We start from the raw sequence: 15,354 nt of genomic DNA on the forward strand, positions 1-15,354 counted from the left end.
CGCAATCGTGCTTGCGTTAAATGGACGCATTTACAGGGGTTTGGGGGCGTTTCCAGAATGTTTCTGTGGCGAAAATTGCATGCAATGCCTGCAAATGTGTCGGAAATTGCACATGACGCACGCGCCGCGTATTGAGACAGGGATGATTCGCTTCAACTCCCTCCTGCCCGTTCTGGGCTGCTTCGTGCTGGCGCTGCTGGTGGGGCTGGGAGCTGGGTATCTCGCCCGCGAGCGCGCTCTCGATGCCCTGCTGGTTTCAGGGGAGGCGGATGCCCGGATACGCCAGGCGCTGATCGAAAGTGAAGTGGCGCGCTATCGGCTGTTGCCGCTCGCGCTTGCCGATGACCGCGACGTGATCGCGGCCGAGCGCGGTGAGAGCGATGCGGCGGTGGCGGTTCTCAATGGGAAGCTGAAAGAGCTCGCCCAGACGACGGGCGCTTCGGCCATCTATGTGGTGAACCGGGACGGGCGCGCGATTGCGGCCAGCAACTGGGATAAGCCCTATAGCTTCGTGGGCTCGAACTACAGTTTCCGCCGGTACATCCGCGAGGCGCAGGATTCGGGGGCGGGACGGCAGTTCGCGCTGGGCACGGTCAGTCGCAAGCCGGGGCTCTACCTTGCCCAGCGCACGCGCGGCGGGGGGGCGGTCGTGGTCAAGCTCGAGTTTGACTGGATCGAGGACCAGTGGCGACAGGCCGGAGGGATCACCTTCGTGACCAACCCCATGGGCGTCATCTTCGTGACCAGCCGCCCGGCCTGGCGTTTTGCAGCCACGCGCCAACTTGATGCGCAGGAGCGGGCGCAGACCCAGCGTGACAGCGGCGCAAACGCGATCCATCCGCGCCCCTGGGCCCAGCGCCGCGATGGCCTGCTCGAGGTGCCGGGGCGCGAGGGGCCTTTCGTCCGGATCGATACGCCCGGGGGAAACGAGGGCTGGCAGCTGTTCCTGCTTCTGCCCGCAAAGGGGGCGGTCGCGGGGCAGGCCCGATTGGTGGGTGTGACCGCGGGTGGCGCGGCTCTGGTCGTGAGCCTCTTCGTTCTCTGGCTTCTCTTGCGCAGCCGACGCCGGCGCGCCCGTACGCTGGAACTGGAAAGCGCGGTTGTCGCGCGCACGGCCCAGTTGCGCGAGGAGATGGAGCAGCGTGCCCAGGTCGAGAGCCGGGCTGCCCAGCTGCGCGAGGAGTTGCGGCTCGCCAATCGGCTGGCCACCTTGGGGCAGGTCAGCGCCAGCGTCGCGCACGAGACAGCGCAGCCGGTCTCAGCGATCCGCAACTACGCTTCGAACGCCAAGGTCTTCCTGGAGCGCGGGGACAGCGAACAGGTGGCCGAGAACCTGGGGGCGATCGACCGATTGGCCGAGCGTATCGGCGTCGTGACCGCCCAGCTGCGCGGATTTGCCCGCAAGAAGACCGTCGGGGGTACGCAGTGCGCGCTGGCCGAGGTCCTGGACGGGGCCGAGCTTCTTCTGCGCGACCGGCTCGACCACGTCGATGCGGTGATCCCCGATCTGCCCGCAGACCTGATGGTGGCGGGGGACAAGGTCCGGGTGGAGCAGATTCTCGTGAATCTCCTGCAAAACGCACTCGATGCTCTAGGCGGGCATTCGGATCCGAGGATCGTCATCGAGGTCAAGGTGGATCGCCCGCAGGGGCAGGTCGCCGTGGTCGTCCGCGACAACGGGCCCGGGATTGCCGATGAGGTGGCCGAGAAGCTCTTCACACCGTTCGCGACGAGCCGGGATGAGGGGCTGGGCCTTGGGCTTGTCATTGCGCAGGACATTGCCGCCGAATTCGGTGGCTCACTACGCTGCCTGATGGCGCGCGGCGCCTTGCCCTCGGCGCAGGGGCAGGGCGGCGCAGCTTTTGAACTGATCTTGAGGATTGCCCGATGAGCGAGGCCGCACCTGTAAACCGCATTGCCCTGGTCGAGGACGATGAAGACCTTGCGCGTTCGACCGCGCAGCTTCTGAAGCTCGCGGGCTTCGAAGTGACGCTGTTCGACCGCGCCCAATCCGCGCTCGACGTGCTCGATGCCGATTGGCCAGGCGTGGTCGTGACCGATGTGCGCATGCCCGGGATCTCCGGGATCGACCTGTTTCGCACGTTGCGCGAGCGCGATGCCGAACTTCCGGTCGTGCTCATCACCGGGCACGGCGACGTCGACATGGCGGTCGACATGCTCAAGTCCGGGGCCTGGGACTTTCTTACCAAGCCCTTCGATCCCGATGGGCTGGTGACGGTCTGCGCGCGCGCGATCCGGGCGCGCGAACTGGCGTTGGAGAATCGGCAGCTGCGCGCGCTTGCAGGCGACGAGGCGGCCCCCGTCCTGCTGGGGCAGAGCCCATCGATCCGACGCCTGCGCGAGATGATCCCGATGCTCGCCAATGCGGACATCGACATCCTCATTGAAGGCGAGACCGGGACCGGCAAGGATCTGCTTGCGCGCCTCATTCACCGCTCGGGCAAGCGTTCGCGGCGGCGGTTCCTGCCGCTTCCCTGTGCCGGAATGGACGAGGCGCTCATAACACGCACTTTCGGTCCGGCCAGTGATCCAGCAATCCTCGCGGTGGACCGGGGGACGCTCTATCTCGACGATGTCGACCGCGCGCCGCCGCGGCTTCAGGATCGCCTGATCTCCTTCGTCGAGAAGCGTAGTGTCGAATCCGGCCCGAACGAAGTTCCTCTGGACTTCCGGGTCATCGCGACAAGCCTGCCGCTCGAGGAGGGCGAGGCGATGCCGGTGCAGCCGGCCCTGTTCTATCGTCTGGCGGCCATGCGGCTGGTGCTGCCGCCCCTGCGCGAGCGGCGCGAGGATGTCTCACTCCTGTTCGCGCGCTTTGCCGCGGCTTGCGCGCAGCGTCTCGGGCGCAATGTGCCGCCCTTGTCCAACGCCGTGCGCACGCGCCTCGCCACGCATGACTGGCCCGGCAACGTGCGCGAGCTGCGCAACTTTGCCGAACTATTTGTCATGGATCTCGTCGGAGACCCGGCTGGAGCAGATGCAGGGGGCGATAGCGTTGCGCTGGACGGTGAACAGGCAAGCCTTGCTGAACGGGTCGATGCCTTCGAGCGGGGCGAGATCGTCCAGGCAGTGCGCGCCACAGGCGGCGAGATCGGCGCGGCCATCCGCGCGCTCGGCCTGCCGCGCAAGACCTTCTATTACAAGGTCGCCAAGCACGGCATCGATCTGCCAAGCCTCAAGAAAGGGGGAAGCTGAAGGGGAAAGGCGCCTGCGCGTACGCCAGGCATTAAAAAAGCCCAACGTTTCCGCTGGGCTTTTTTAGTGGTCGGGGAGAGAGGATTCGAACCTCCGGCCCCTGCCTCCCGAAGACAGTGCTCTACCAGGCTGAGCTACTCCCCGACCGATGTCTGGAGCGCCGAAGCGCCCCGGGCAGGTGGGCGCCTATATAGGGGGTGTTCGGGGCTGGCAAGGGAAAAATTCAATTTTCGTTCCGCTTTTTACGCGGCCTGACGCATTCCGCCCAGATTTCCGCCATGTCCTTCTGCGGAAACCTGAAAATGCTGAACCAGGCGCGCCATGGCTTCGGCTTCGCTGGAGAGGTGACGGGCTGCGGCCGTACCTTCCTCGACCATCGCGGCATTCTGCTGTGTGGCGGAATCGAGGCGGCCGACACGCTCGTTGATGCGGCCGATTTCGCCCGCCTGGTCCTGCGAGACCGAGGCGATACGTTCGATGGCCTCGTTGATCTCGGCGATCCCGGAGACAATCGTCATCAGCGATTCGCCCGACTGGCCGACAAGCTTGACCCCGCGTGCGACCTGCTCGCCCGAGGTGTCGATCAGCGCCTTGATGTCGTTGGCCGCGTCGGCCGAGCGCTGGGCGAGCGCGCGCACTTCCGTGGCGACGACCGCGAAGCCCTTGCCCGCCTCGCCCGCGCGCGCCGCTTCGACGCCCGCGTTGAGGGCAAGAAGGTTGGTCTGGAAGGCGATGCCGTCGATGAGCGTGATGATCTTGCCGATCTCGTCGGCCGAGCGCTCGATCTCGCTCATGGCGAAAACCGCGCTCTCCACCACTTCGCTGCCGCTGAGCGCATCGTTGCGGGCCTTCGAGACATTGGCCTGGAGATCACGCGCAGAGGTGGCGTTGTCCGAGACGGTGATATTGAGCTGGCGCAGCGTGTTGGCGATATCCTCCAGCGTCGAGGCCTGTTGCTCGGTGCGCAGGGCCAGATCGTCGGTCGCGGAACGGATCTCGAGCGAGCCGGTCTCGATCTGCCCGGCCGAGCGCGTGACGTCGCGCACGATCCGGTCGAGATCGCTCGCCGCGCCGTTGAAGTCGTTGCGCAGAGCTTCGTAACTCTTGGGGAAGGCGTTGGCGATCCGGCGCGACAGGTCGCCGCCGGCAAAGGCGCGCAGGCCCTCGCCGATCTCGTCAATCACCTGTTGCTGCTCGCGGGCGGCGCGGGCGCGTTCCTCTTCGGCGATTTCCTCGGCACGCGCTCGCGCGCTTTCGGCGGAGGCCTGTTCTACGACCAATCTTTCAAAGTCACGGGCGATGATCACGAGAACGGCCGTTTCCGCGACGACGATGACGGCGTGAAGTAGGACGCGGGCGAAATCCGGTCCGTCCGGGAAGACGAGCGAGGGGGCCAGGAAGTTGGCAAGCAGGTGGTGGGCCGCCGCGACACCCGCGCCAAGCAGGACTGGACGCCAGTCGGCAATCAGCATGAGCGTTGCGAGCGAGGCGAAGATCGTCATGTGGAGGTCGATCATCCAGTGGCTGCCGGTCCACTGCCACAGCAGGATCGCGGGATAGATCGGCGAGGTAAAGCCCAGGACCATGCGCATCTGCTGCCCCTCGGGGTGTTGCAGGGCGAGCATGGTGGGGACGATGGAAACCACGATGGCGAGTACCGGGGGGAGGAAGCCGGTTTCCGCGAAGAAGGTGCCCCCGATCGTGATCAGGACGTAGGCCCAGCCCAGGGCGACCAGGGACAGCGCGCCCTTGCGGCGCAGTTCGTTGAGTTCGTTCATGGTTCTAAAGCCAGTCTGGTTTGGGCAGGGCTGCCGCAGAGAAATTCCGGCACGGCGAAGAGGAGTGCGCCGCTTTGCAGGGCCTCGCCCGTGAGGTTGCCCGCGGGCACCCGGACGAAGAAGGAGCCGCGGTAGGGGCCTGGCGCAACGAGCGCGGCGCCGTGCGTGCGCGACCAGGCAACGGTGCGCGCCGGGCTCGTGGTGGTCAGAGGAAGGTAGAGCGCCGTCCCGCGCGAGGCTGGGGACAGCGCGATGAGCAGGACGCCCAGCGCAAGGATGGCCTGCACGGCCATGGGGCCGGGTAGGACTTTGCGCAGGGGGGCGGGCAGGCGGACTTGCATGTGCGTTTCATGCACGCAGGCGCTTTTCCGTCGCGCAAAGGGTTGCTTACGTAGAGATGCCGAAGGCTCGAGCAGGTTACTTTCGGCAATTGGCGGGGCTGGACTGTTGCTATAGAGCCAAGCGGATGACCGAGACTCTGTCCCCTGCCAAGCCGACCGCTCCCGCCTCCCTTCAGGGTGAGGCCCGTCCGCGCCACTGGGAGTGGCAGTATCTCGATCTCATGCGCCACATCTGGGAGCATGGCGATGAACGCGTGGACCGCACAGGCGTGGGCACGCGTTCGGTCTTCGGGGCGACCATCCGCTTCGATCTGGCGGGGGGCGCAATGCCGCTCCTCACCACCAAGCGGGTCTATTGGAAGACGGCCACGCGCGAACTGCTGTGGTTCCTGACCGGTGACACCAATATTCGCAAGCTGTGTGCGCAGAACGTGCAGATCTGGACCGACTGGCCGCTTGAGCGCTACCGCCGCGAGACCGGTGATGCCATTACCCGCGAAGCGTTTTCGCAGCGCATCGTCGAGGATGCGACCTTCGCGTGGCTGTGGGGAGATCTCGGCCCGGTCTATGGCAAGCAGTGGGTTGACTGGCCCACCTACGAGCCGGTGGGTGAGGGCCTGTTCCGGAAAGGGGCGGGCATCAACCAGGTTGCGCAGGTCGTCGAAAGCCTGAAAAGCAATCCTGGCAGCCGCCGGCACATCATCGAGGGGTGGAACGTCGCCGAACTCGATTCGATGGCGCTGCCCCCGTGCCACAAGACCTACCAGTTCCATGTCGCGGACGGTAAGCTCTCGTGCCTGCTCTACCAGCGCAGCTGCGATCTGGGGCTGGGTTTTGCCTTCAACATGTGGTCGCTCGCCGCGCTGACGCGAATGATGGCCCAGCAATGCAACCTCGAGCCGGGTCACGCCGTTTGGACAGGAGGTGATGTCCATCTCTACCTCAACCACGGAGCGCTGGTGGAAGAGCAGCTTGCGCGTGAACCTGCCGGGGACGCGACGCTGACCTTCCCGCGCCGCCCGGCCTCGATCTTCGACTATACGATCGAGGATTTCGAAGTCACCGGCTACGCGCCCCAGGCCCATATCGCCGCGCCTGTCGCGGTCTAGATCGGGTTTCGCGAGCGATTGATTGACATTGCCACGGTTTGAAATATTCTGACTTAACCGTGGAATTTTGATGCACTGCAAAAGATAACCGCAGGCGCCTGTTCTCACGGTCCGTAAACGACGGGAGAGAACGTGATGGTCGACCAGACGGGACGAATCGGCATGCCGCGCGGCAACCTGCCGCCGCTTGAGCTGCATGTGCCCGAGCCGCGCTTCCGGCCGGGCGATCCGGTCGACTATTCCTGGCTCGATATTCCGGGGGCCGGCGAGCTTCCCCGCTTCGACGAGGCCTGCGAAGCGCGCGAGACAATGCCCGCGACGCTGGGCATGGTGCGGGTGCTCGACGACAAGCACCGCGCGGTTGGTCCCTGGGACCCGCGCCTCGATCCTGAAACACTGCGCCGCATCCTGCGCACCATGGCGCTGACCCGCGCCTTCGATGACCGGATGTACCGTGGGCAGCGGCAGGGCAAGACCAGCTTCTACATGAAGTGTACCGGCGAGGAGGCGGTCTCGGTCGCCCATGCCTATGCGCTGGCGGGCGATGACATGGTCTTTCCGAGTTACCGCCAGCAGGGAATCCTGATCGCGCGCGACTATCCTCTCGTCGAGATGGTCAATCAGATCTACTCGAACCGGGCCGATCGGCTGAAGGGGCGTCAGCTCCCCATCATGTACTCGGCGCGCGACTATGGCTTCTTCACCATCTCGGGCAATCTGGCGACGCAATTCCCGCAGGCCGTCGGCTGGGCCATGGCGAGCGCGATCAAGGGCGACACGCGCATTGCGACCAGCTTCGTGGGCGAAGGCTCGAGCGCGGAAGGCGACTTTCACGCCGCGATGACCTTTGCGGCGGTCTACAACGCGCCGGTGATCCTGAACGTGGTCAACAATCAGTGGGCGATCTCCAGCTTCTCCGGCTTCGCCGGGGCGGAGCGTTCGACCTTCGCGGCGCGCGCGGTGGGCTATGGTATTGCGGGGCTGCGGGTCGATGGCAACGACGCGCTTGCCGTTTACGCGGCGACGCAGTGGGCGGCCAACCGCGCGCGGGCCAACAAGGGGCCGACCCTCATCGAGCACTTCACCTACCGCGCCGAAGGCCATTCCACATCGGACGATCCCAGCGCCTACCGTTCCGCGCACGAACGCGAGGAATGGCCGCTGGGCGATCCGGTCATGCGTCTTGCGCGCCATCTCATTGCCCTTGGCGAATGGGATGACGAGCGCCACGCGGCCATGGACCGGGAGGTGGCCGAAGAGGTGAAGGCGGCGGCCAAGGCGGCGGAGAAGAACGGCGTGCTCGGCCACGGCTTCCACCATCCGTTCCATACGATGTTCGAGGACGTCTTCGAGGACCTGCCATGGAACCTGCGCGAGCAGGCCGAGCAGGCCATCCGCGAGCGCGAGGCCAAGTGGCCAGATGCAAGGGGTTCGGGCGCGGTCGAGGAAGGAGAGGGCGCATGATCGAGGAAACCGCCGTCAGCCTGCAGGAGGGCGAGGCCCGGCCGATGAACATGATCGAGGCCATCAACGATGCCCTGCACGTGATGATGGGCCACGATCCGGACGTCGTCGTCTTCGGTGAGGACGTGGGCTATTTCGGCGGGGTGTTCCGCGCAACGGCGGGACTTCAGGCCAAGTTTTGCAAGATGCGCGTCTTCGACACCCCCATCAACGAGTGCGGCATCATCGGTGCGGCGGTCGGCATGGCGGCCTATGGTCTGCGCCCCGTGCCCGAGATCCAGTTTGCCGACTATATATACCCCGGCCTCGACCAACTGATTTCAGAGGCCGCGCGCCTGCGCTACCGTTCGGCCGGCGAGTTCACTGCGCCGATCACCGTGCGCTCGCCGTTTGGCGGGGGCATCTTCGGCGGGCAGACGCACAGCCAGAGCCCGGAAGCGCTCTTCACCCACGTCTCAGGCCTGAAGACGGTGATCCCGTCCACCCCGCACGATGCCAAGGGGCTCCTCATCGCGGCGATCGAGGACAACGATCCCGTCATCTTCTTCGAGCCCAAGCGCATCTACAACGGCCCCTTCGACGGCTATTATGACCACCCGAGCAAGACCTGGAAGAATTATCCCGGCGGGCAGGTGCCAGAAGGCTACTATTCCATCCCGCTGGGCAAGGCGCGCACCGTGCGTGAGGGTTCGGCGATGACGGTGCTGGTCTATGGCACCATGGTCCACGTTGCCGAGGCGGTGCTCGCCGAAAAGGGCGTCGATGCCGAGATCCTTGATCTGCGCACGCTCTGGCCGCTCGACATCGAGGCTGTGGAAAAGTCTGTTCAGAAGACGGGGAAATGTCTCGTCATCCATGAGGCCACGCGCACCTCGGGTTTTGGCGCCGAACTCGTCAGCCTCGTCCAGGAGCGCTGCTTCTACCATCTCGAAGCCCCGATCGAGCGCGTGACCGGCTTCGACACCCCGTACCCGCACAGCCTGGAGTGGGCCTATTTCCCCGGCCCGGTCCGCATCGGCGATGCGGTCGACCGCCTGATGAAGGAGTGATCCCATGGCTCGTTACACGTTCCGTCTTCCCGATATCGGGGAAGGGATTGCCGAAGCCGAGATCGTCGCCTGGCACGTCGCAGTAGGCGATCATGTCGAGGAGGACGCGCGCCTGGCCGACATGATGACCGACAAGGCCACGGTCGAGATGGAGAGCCCGGTCACGGGCACTGTCATCGAGATCGCGGGCGAGGCGGGCGAGATGGTGGCCATCGGATCGCCGCTCGTCGTGCTGGAAGTCGAAGGCGCGGGCAACGCGCGGGAGGAGGCTCCCGCGAAGACCGAGAAGGTGCAGGCGCCGGTCGAGGAGCCGGTCGAGGCGAAGGAGCCGGAACCTGAACCGGCGCCGGTTGCGGATACTCGGCCTGAGCCGGAAGGCGCATCGATGTCCCCGGAGCCCTCGCCGCCTCCAGCTCCGCCGCGAACGGCCTCCAGGCCGAAGGCTGCCCCACAGGCTGATGGCGGGCGTATCCTTGCCAGCCCGGCGGTGCGCAAGCGGGCAGCGGACCTTGGCATCGATCTGGACGAGGTCCGCCCGGCCGAGGACGGGCGCGTGCGCCACGGCGATCTCGACGCCTTTCTCTCCTACAACGCGAGCGGAGGTTTTCAGCCAGCGGGGCGCACGGGCGAGGATGAGCAGGTGCGCGTCATTGGCCTGCGCCGCCGCATCGCCGAGAACATGGCCGCCTCCAAGCGCCACATCCCCCACTTTGCCTATGTCGAGGAATACGACGTTACGGCACTGGAGCAGACGCGCGCGCAACTGAACGCAGGGCGCGGCGAGCGGCCCAAGCTGACCATGCTTCCCTTCCTCATCGCGGCGATCTGCAAGCTGATCCCCAGGTACCCGATGCTGAACGCGCACTATGACGATGAGGCAGGCGTGGTGACGCGCTACGGTTCGGTGCATCTGGGTATGGCCGCGCAGACCGCCTCGGGCCTGATGGTACCGGTCATCCGCGATGCACAGGGCTGCAACCTGTGGCAACTGGCCGCCGAGATATCCCGGCTGGCCGAGGCTGCGCGGGAAGGGAAGGCCGCGTCCGGTGAACTGAGCGGCTCGACCATCACCGTCACCTCACTCGGCCCCAAGGGCGGGGTCGCGACGACGCCGGTCATCAACCGCCCCGAGGTCTGCATCATCGGCCCCAACCGCATTGTCGAGCGCCCGATGTTCGTGACCGATGCCAGCGGGACGGAGCGGATCGAAAAGCGCAAGACGATGAACATCTCGATGTCCTGCGACCACCGTGTCGTCGATGGGTGGGACGCGGCCAGCTTTGCGCAGGACCTCAAGGCTCTGATCGAGGCTCCGGCGCTCATCCTCGCCGGGTAAGGGCGCGAACACGAATCACGCAGAGCTTGTGATTCGTGTTCGCGAAAAATTTTGTAGCACGCTGAATGTCGCGGAAATCCCCCATTTTTCGCGTTATTTGGTTTTGAAAACAGAAGTTTGGTTGAATTCTTGGGGCCTCCCTCCATCCGCTTCGATGCGGGATGGAGGGCGCGATGAAACCGGCTTCGCCATTTTTTCGTCCGCCCATTTCTCGCGCCAACCACGCATTTCTGCGGGCCTTGCCGGGGGCGCCCGGGAGAGGGCAGAAAAAAATGCATCGGCCGGTGTAATTCCGTTGACAGGGTGGCCTCCCCGTCATAGATGCGCGGCTCCCAAGCGGACGCACCGCCCAAGTATGCGGGTGTAGCTCAGTTGGTTAGAGTGTCGGCCTGTCACGCCGAAGGTCGCGGGTTCGAGTCCCGTCACTCGCGCCACTTGGGAGTTGCTTCGTTCCAGCCTCGGCTGGACGGGGTCTTTCCGGGAAACCGGAGGAAAACATAGGAATGCTCGGGAAACCGTTTGTTCCATCGCTGCGCGGGTGTAGCTCAGTTGGTTAGAGTGTCGGCCTGTCACGCCGAAGGTCGCGGGTTCGAGTCCCGTCACTCGCGCCACTTGGGAGTTGCTTCGTTCCAGCCTCGGCTGGACGGGGTCTTTCCGGGAAACCGGAGGAAAACATAGGAATGCTCGGGAAACCGTTTGTTCCATCGCTGCGCGGGTGTAGCTCAGTTGGTTAGAGTGTCGGCCTGTCACGCCGAAGGTCGCGGGTTCGAGTCCCGTCACTCGCGCCACTTGGGAGTTGCTTCGTTCCAGCCTCGGCTGGACGGGGTCTTTCCGGGAAACCGGAGGAAAACATAGGAATGCTCGGGAAACCGTTTGTTCCATCGCTGCGCGGGTGTAGCTCAGTTGGTTAGAGTGTCGGCCTGTCACGCCGAAGGTCGCGGGTTCGAGTCCCGTCACTCGCGCCACTTTCCTTACCGAAAGTGGCCATACAGCGCGCAAGAGGCCGGGGTAACACCCGGCCTTTTTCCTTTTCGGCGTAGATTTCGGCACAGGACCTTATTTCGCGATGGTGGACAGCGCGCGCCCGACCTTGGGTATCGACTTTGGCACGACCAATTCCGTCATGGCGCTGGCGGGCAGCGAGACCGAAGGGGAGATGATCCGCTTTGCCGCGCCGTCGGGCGCAAGCTCGGTCTTCCGCTCGGCGCTGTGCTTCTGGCAGGAGGAGGGCGTGCGCGGTGGCCTTGCCCATGAGGCGGGCCCCTGGGCGATCGAGGAATTCCTCGAGTTTCCGCAAGGTTCGCGCTTTATTCAGTCTTTCAAGTCGGTGGCGGCAAACCCTGCGTTCGAAACCGCGGGCATCTTCGAAAAGCGCTACCGCTTCGAGGACATGGGCAAGGTCTTTCTGGATCACCTCCTGGCGCACGCGGGAGATGCTCTGCGGGATCTGCCCGAGCGCGTCGTGGTCGGGCGTCCGGTGCGCTATGTCGGCGCGCGCGCCGATGCGCAGCTGGCCCGCACGCGCTACGACGCGATGTTCGCGAGCCTCGGGCGCGAGGTGCATTATGTTTATGAGCCTGTAGGGGCGGCCTTCAGCTTTGCCTCGCGCCTCACCGAACCGGCAACGCTCATGGTCGCGGACTTCGGCGGCGGTACGAGCGACTTTTCCATCGTGCGGGTCGAAGCGCCGGGGGCGGCGCAGCGTTGCACGCCGCTTGCTGCGGCCGGTATCGGCCTTGCCGGGGACCGCTTCGATTACCGCATCATGGACAACCTCGTCCTGCCGCAGCTGGGCAAGGGCGGTACGTACCGGTCCTTCGACAAGGTGCTGGAGATCCCGCCGGGGCACTTCACCGATTTCGCCGACTGGTCGCGCCTCGCCATGATGCGCAACAAGCGCACGCTCGAGCAGCTGGGCAAGCTGAAGCAGAATGCGACCGATCCGGACTCGATCGCCCGCATGATCTCCGTGATCGAAAATGAGCTCGGCTTCGGTCTTTACGAGGCGGTTGGCGCTCTCAAGCGCGCCCTGTCCGGGGAGGAGCAGGCCGCGCTCGATTTTGAGAGCGAGGACTTGCGTATCCACGCCGAAGTGACGCGCGCCGAATTCGAGAGCTGGATCGCACCCGACCTTGCCCGTATTGGCGAGACAGTCGACGAGGCACTGGCCCGCGCCGCCCAGGCGCCCGAGCAGATCGACCATGTCTTCCTGACGGGCGGATCTTCGCTGATCCCGGCCGTGCGGCGCCTGTTCGCTCAGCGCTTCGGGGAGGAACGCCTGGCCAGCGGCGACGAGTTGACCTCGATCGCGCATGGCCTCGCGATGATCGGGCAGTCGGGCGACCTTGCGCAGTGGGCCGCGCGCGACGATATCTGAGTGTGTTGGGGCCTCAGCCCCAGCGACCGGTTTCCATCCACGCCAGGTAGCGCTTCAGTGGAAAGATCCAGATGATGCCGAGTACGATGTAGACCGGTAGCTGGAGAAGCGCGTGCCAGTCCGCGATCACCGGGTGCACATAGCGCGCGATCAGGATTCCATAGACTAGCAGGGCTGCACACAGCGCCAGTACGCCCACGGGAATGCGCCAGGTCGGAGTTTCGCGCATGTCTCAGTCCGCCCCATGGTAGATGCGCGTGGGGGTGACCACGGCGCTGAGCGGCTGGTCGTGCGATTCAACCGGCAGTTCGTCAGCCAGTTGGCAGTCCCAGGCAAGTCCAATCGCTTTCGTGCCCGGGTTGGCCGCAAGCCAGCGATCATAGTGTCCGCCACCCTGGCCCAGGCGATGCCCGTCCTGCGTGAAGGCTATCAGCGGCACGACGACGATATCCGGAGCGGCAAAGGCAGCGGTGCCGGTCGGCTGGGGCATGCGGTAGGGCCCTTCTTCCAGTGCCTCCTCGTCGAAGGGGTTGGCCCATTCGCGAAATTCCATGGCGGCGCTGCGCGCGGCAAAGCGGGGAAGCGCGACCTGGCGATCGTTCTCGGCAAACCAGCGCGCCCACCCCAGCGAAGGTGCTTCGGGGCCGAGCGGGTAATAGAGGCCAACGGTCGCTCCCTCCGGGATCATGTCGCTGACCGGGGCCGGGGGGCGATTGAGAATCAGTGCGCGCAGGTTTTCAGGCAGGCCGGCCACGTGTTCGGCGCGCGCTGCTCGGAATTGCCTGCGCAGGAGGGCCTTCGCATCGGTCAAGCTGGGAGGGGATACCATCAAACGTCTTCCTGCGCGCCGCTCGCGGGAGGCGAGGGCGTCCTACGGGACTAGCGCAGGCCAGGCCTTGCAACAATGGTGGTGTGGCAGGGCATGGTGCTTGTGTGGGCGCGTTGCTCCTGACCAGCTTGCGGTCGGCACCCGGCGGCCTTGTGCGACCGTCTCCAGGGTGCCTTTCAGGCTTTCCTCTCACTCAAGACTCATCCGGATTTCCGGATTGGATTAGTGTGTCTCAGCACCCGTTGGACTTGTAGTCGTGGATGTGGCCCTTGCCACGACCGTTGCCATGGCCCTTGCCTTTGCCCTTCGTGTGGCCCTTGCCCTTGCCCTTTCCGGGGGCGCCCTGTGCCTGGTTTGCGGCCCAATCCAGAGCTGCGCTCTTCATCGACGAGGTTGCGAACGTGGCGTCACCGGCGTGGGTGCCAGCCAGAGCGGGGGTTGCGACACCGAGTGAACATGCTGCGACAAGCATGGCCGTAGTGGCTTTCTTCATCAAGTAGTCTCCGATTTTATAGGTTTAGCGACTAACCCAACCAATCTTATGTCTCGATACGTGTTGGGGTAATCGATTGCACCGTATGTTTCGGAAGCCGTCAATCGAAGTAACTTAATATTAACTATGGATATTATTGCCTTATGAAGGATTTCTCGCGGCTTTAACCAAGCAGTGGGCCGGATTTTCGAGAAAGTTTACGGTGCATTAGGGTTTCCAGGTGCGGTGGGTGCTGCCATTGCATGACGTTGCCCGCCGATGGGCGCAGTTGGCGCTCTGTCCAAGAGGAGAGGCGAGATTTTTTTCCGTTAATCACTTTTATCCTGCCCCGGGCTGCGGACGGACAGCGCAGTGCAACACCGAAGCGGTGAGAGGGGGCGGCTTCGATTCCTGAGATGTTGCCGCGCATGGTTGCGGCCATGCGCTCAGGCGAATGATCGGATCGGATCGGGGGAAAACGGTGACGGGTCCACCATGGGTCGTTTTCCTAGAACTCCTCTGACGCCTCAACGTCAGGTGGGGGCCATGTACGTCGGACCACGGTCCGGGCAGGGACAGCCCCCTAGGATTGCTTATAGCCTCAGGGATGTTCGAACGGCTCGTGCCGGGCAGATCCCGTCACGCGCCTAGTTAGAGATCCTTGGGCCCATCCTCAAGTGGCGTCTCGAGCAGGTCGGCAAGTTTTTCCATCTTTTCGGCAATCCGCGCGAGGCGCGCCGTCTCTTCGGGAGCCGGGGCAGGGGGCTCGGTGCCCGCGGGAGCCGGCGTCACGGCGGCGCCGGCATTGCGCTTCAGTTCGTCGTTCTCGTCCGCGAGCAGGAGGGCGGCGAACAGGAGCATGCGCGCTTCCGAGAGCCCGCGCGCATTGGCCGCGTCGACCTTGTCGGCAATGACCTTGCCGAGCGCGCGGACATGTTCTTCCTCGCCCGGACCGCAGCCGACGAGGAAGTCGCGTCCGCCGATGACCAGTTCGACGTTGTTCATGGTGCGCTCCCTTCGATCAGCGTGTCGAGCTCGCCCAGCGTCTCCTCGACGCGGGTGCGAAGCGCGCCGTGGCGCTGGAGGAGGGCGTCCTCCGCGCGCAGGCGGCGTGCACAGGCGCTCTCGATCCGGGCAAGGGCAGCTTCGATCCGGACAAGGGGGGAGGCGTCGGGGGCCTCGCCCGTCTCGGCGGACGGCGCGGGCAGGACAGTTTCTGTCTCTTCCATGGTGTCTCGCTATCGCACTTGTCGCAGAACGCAATCGTCTCGGCGCGTTTGTTCACAAGCCAGCCTGTATTGCAGGGCGATTATGCGCATGTCCAGGAATGGGCTGGACGGCGCATTTCCGCGGTGCTGAACTTGACGACGGTGCGGCCTGCCC

At 64.8% G+C, this 15,354-nt stretch carries 14 protein-coding genes and 5 tRNA genes; 11 read left to right on the forward strand and 8 right to left on the reverse strand.

Features of this window, described 5'->3' with window-relative positions:
• Nucleotides 1-142 precede the first annotated feature (142 nt).
• The gene (locus tag MTR65_RS04785) at nucleotides 143-1,891 is read left to right on the forward strand and encodes a sensor histidine kinase (RefSeq protein WP_243797647.1); all 1,749 of its coding nucleotides are present in this window, start codon (nucleotides 143-145) and stop codon (nucleotides 1,889-1,891) included.
• On the forward strand, nucleotides 1,888-3,216 hold the full coding sequence (locus tag MTR65_RS04790; protein WP_243797650.1) for a sigma-54-dependent transcriptional regulator: 1,329 nt from the start codon (nucleotides 1,888-1,890) through the stop codon (nucleotides 3,214-3,216). The genes MTR65_RS04785 and MTR65_RS04790 overlap by 4 nt, the downstream gene beginning before the upstream one ends.
• A gap of 67 nt (nucleotides 3,217-3,283) precedes the next feature.
• Here MTR65_RS04790 and MTR65_RS04795 read toward each other — a convergent pair.
• The 3 genes from MTR65_RS04795 to MTR65_RS04805 form a co-directional block, all read right to left on the reverse strand.
• A tRNA-Pro gene (locus tag MTR65_RS04795) sits at nucleotides 3,284-3,360 on the reverse strand.
• Nucleotides 3,361-3,458: 98 nt separating this feature from the next.
• The gene (locus MTR65_RS04800; protein ID WP_243797653.1) at nucleotides 3,459-4,994 is read right to left on the reverse strand and encodes a methyl-accepting chemotaxis protein; all 1,536 of its coding nucleotides are present in this window, start codon (nucleotides 4,992-4,994) and stop codon (nucleotides 3,459-3,461) included.
• Nucleotides 4,991-5,335 carry a hypothetical protein gene (locus MTR65_RS04805; protein ID WP_243797655.1) on the reverse strand — a complete coding sequence of 115 codons (345 nt, stop codon included), beginning with the start codon at nucleotides 5,333-5,335 and terminating at the stop codon, nucleotides 4,991-4,993. The genes MTR65_RS04800 and MTR65_RS04805 overlap by 4 nt, the downstream gene beginning before the upstream one ends.
• A 125-nt stretch (nucleotides 5,336-5,460) precedes the next feature.
• Here MTR65_RS04805 and thyA point away from each other — a divergent pair, with 125 nt between their 5' ends.
• The 9 genes from thyA to MTR65_RS04850 all read left to right on the forward strand — a co-directional run bounded on the left by thyA (nucleotide 5,461) and on the right by MTR65_RS04850 (nucleotide 12,670).
• A complete protein-coding gene (thyA, locus tag MTR65_RS04810) occupies nucleotides 5,461-6,444 on the forward strand; it encodes a thymidylate synthase (protein WP_268739256.1) in 984 nt (327 codons plus the stop codon).
• A gap of 135 nt (nucleotides 6,445-6,579) precedes the next feature.
• Entirely contained in the window at nucleotides 6,580-7,908 is a 1,329-nt protein-coding gene (locus MTR65_RS04815) for a thiamine pyrophosphate-dependent enzyme (RefSeq protein ID WP_243797658.1), read from the forward strand.
• Nucleotides 7,909-7,952: 44 nt separating this feature from the next.
• Complete coding sequence (locus tag MTR65_RS04820) at nucleotides 7,953-8,957, forward strand: alpha-ketoacid dehydrogenase subunit beta (RefSeq protein ID WP_419145030.1); 1,005 nt, start codon at nucleotides 7,953-7,955, stop codon at nucleotides 8,955-8,957.
• A gap of 4 nt (nucleotides 8,958-8,961) precedes the next feature.
• A complete protein-coding gene (locus MTR65_RS04825) occupies nucleotides 8,962-10,293 on the forward strand; it encodes a dihydrolipoamide acetyltransferase family protein (protein WP_243797664.1) in 1,332 nt (443 codons plus the stop codon).
• Between the two features lie 357 nt (nucleotides 10,294-10,650).
• Nucleotides 10,651-10,727, forward strand: a tRNA-Asp gene (locus MTR65_RS04830).
• Nucleotides 10,728-10,827: 100 nt separating this feature from the next.
• Nucleotides 10,828-10,904: transfer RNA gene (locus MTR65_RS04835), tRNA-Asp, on the forward strand.
• 100 nt (nucleotides 10,905-11,004) lie between these two features.
• Nucleotides 11,005-11,081, forward strand: a tRNA-Asp gene (locus MTR65_RS04840).
• A 100-nt stretch (nucleotides 11,082-11,181) separates the two neighbouring features.
• A tRNA-Asp gene (locus tag MTR65_RS04845) sits at nucleotides 11,182-11,258 on the forward strand.
• A gap of 101 nt (nucleotides 11,259-11,359) precedes the next feature.
• A complete protein-coding gene (locus MTR65_RS04850; protein WP_243797666.1) occupies nucleotides 11,360-12,670 on the forward strand; it encodes an Hsp70 family protein in 1,311 nt (436 codons plus the stop codon).
• Nucleotides 12,671-12,683: 13 nt separating this feature from the next.
• On the opposite strand, the gene MTR65_RS04855 is transcribed toward MTR65_RS04850, so the two are convergent.
• The 5 genes from MTR65_RS04855 to MTR65_RS04875 form a co-directional block, all read right to left on the reverse strand.
• Nucleotides 12,684-12,899, reverse strand: a complete 216-nt coding sequence (locus MTR65_RS04855) for a DUF2842 domain-containing protein (RefSeq protein ID WP_243797668.1) — start codon at nucleotides 12,897-12,899, stop codon at nucleotides 12,684-12,686.
• 3 nt (nucleotides 12,900-12,902) lie between these two features.
• Nucleotides 12,903-13,499 (reverse strand): 5-formyltetrahydrofolate cyclo-ligase, encoded by a 597-nt coding sequence (locus tag MTR65_RS04860; protein WP_243797670.1) that lies wholly within the window; start codon nucleotides 13,497-13,499, stop codon nucleotides 12,903-12,905.
• Between the two features lie 232 nt (nucleotides 13,500-13,731).
• Entirely contained in the window at nucleotides 13,732-13,992 is a 261-nt protein-coding gene (locus MTR65_RS04865; RefSeq protein ID WP_243797673.1) for a hypothetical protein, read from the reverse strand.
• A 630-nt stretch (nucleotides 13,993-14,622) separates the two neighbouring features.
• Nucleotides 14,623-14,976, reverse strand: a complete 354-nt coding sequence (locus MTR65_RS04870) for a cell division protein ZapA (protein WP_243797676.1) — start codon at nucleotides 14,974-14,976, stop codon at nucleotides 14,623-14,625.
• Entirely contained in the window at nucleotides 14,973-15,200 is a 228-nt protein-coding gene (locus MTR65_RS04875) for a hypothetical protein (RefSeq protein ID WP_243797678.1), read from the reverse strand. Before MTR65_RS04875 ends, MTR65_RS04870 begins: the two co-directional genes overlap by 4 nt.
• Between the last annotated feature and the right edge of the window lie 154 nt (nucleotides 15,201-15,354).

It is taken from the genome of Novosphingobium mangrovi, from assembly GCF_022818885.1.
GTDB lineage: Bacteria > Pseudomonadota > Alphaproteobacteria > Sphingomonadales > Sphingomonadaceae > Novosphingobium > Novosphingobium mangrovi.

Bases quoted from the DNA above. Each gene is read 5' to 3' on its own strand.
- MTR65_RS04855 (WP_243797668.1), bottom strand. From the start codon at position 12,899: ATGCGCGAAACTCCGACCTGGCGCATTCCCGTGGGCGTACTGGCGCTG.
- MTR65_RS04815 (WP_243797658.1), top strand. From the start codon at position 6,580: ATGGTCGACCAGACGGGACGAATCGGCATGCCGCGCGGCAACCTGCCG.
- MTR65_RS04785 (WP_243797647.1), top strand. From the start codon at position 143: ATGATTCGCTTCAACTCCCTCCTGCCCGTTCTGGGCTGCTTCGTGCTG.
- MTR65_RS04870 (WP_243797676.1), bottom strand. From the start codon at position 14,976: ATGAACAACGTCGAACTGGTCATCGGCGGACGCGACTTCCTCGTCGGC.
- MTR65_RS04790 (WP_243797650.1), top strand. From the start codon at position 1,888: ATGAGCGAGGCCGCACCTGTAAACCGCATTGCCCTGGTCGAGGACGAT.
- MTR65_RS04820 (WP_419145030.1), top strand. From the start codon at position 7,953: ATGAACATGATCGAGGCCATCAACGATGCCCTGCACGTGATGATGGGC.
- MTR65_RS04800 (WP_243797653.1), bottom strand. From the start codon at position 4,994: ATGAACGAACTCAACGAACTGCGCCGCAAGGGCGCGCTGTCCCTGGTC.
- MTR65_RS04825 (WP_243797664.1), top strand. From the start codon at position 8,962: ATGGCTCGTTACACGTTCCGTCTTCCCGATATCGGGGAAGGGATTGCC.
- MTR65_RS04805 (WP_243797655.1), bottom strand. From the start codon at position 5,335: ATGCAAGTCCGCCTGCCCGCCCCCCTGCGCAAAGTCCTACCCGGCCCC.
- MTR65_RS04850 (WP_243797666.1), top strand. From the start codon at position 11,360: ATGGTGGACAGCGCGCGCCCGACCTTGGGTATCGACTTTGGCACGACC.
- MTR65_RS04865 (WP_243797673.1), bottom strand. From the start codon at position 13,992: ATGAAGAAAGCCACTACGGCCATGCTTGTCGCAGCATGTTCACTCGGT.
- MTR65_RS04875 (WP_243797678.1), bottom strand. From the start codon at position 15,200: ATGGAAGAGACAGAAACTGTCCTGCCCGCGCCGTCCGCCGAGACGGGC.
- MTR65_RS04860 (WP_243797670.1), bottom strand. From the start codon at position 13,499: ATGGTATCCCCTCCCAGCTTGACCGATGCGAAGGCCCTCCTGCGCAGG.
- thyA (WP_268739256.1), top strand. From the start codon at position 5,461: ATGACCGAGACTCTGTCCCCTGCCAAGCCGACCGCTCCCGCCTCCCTT.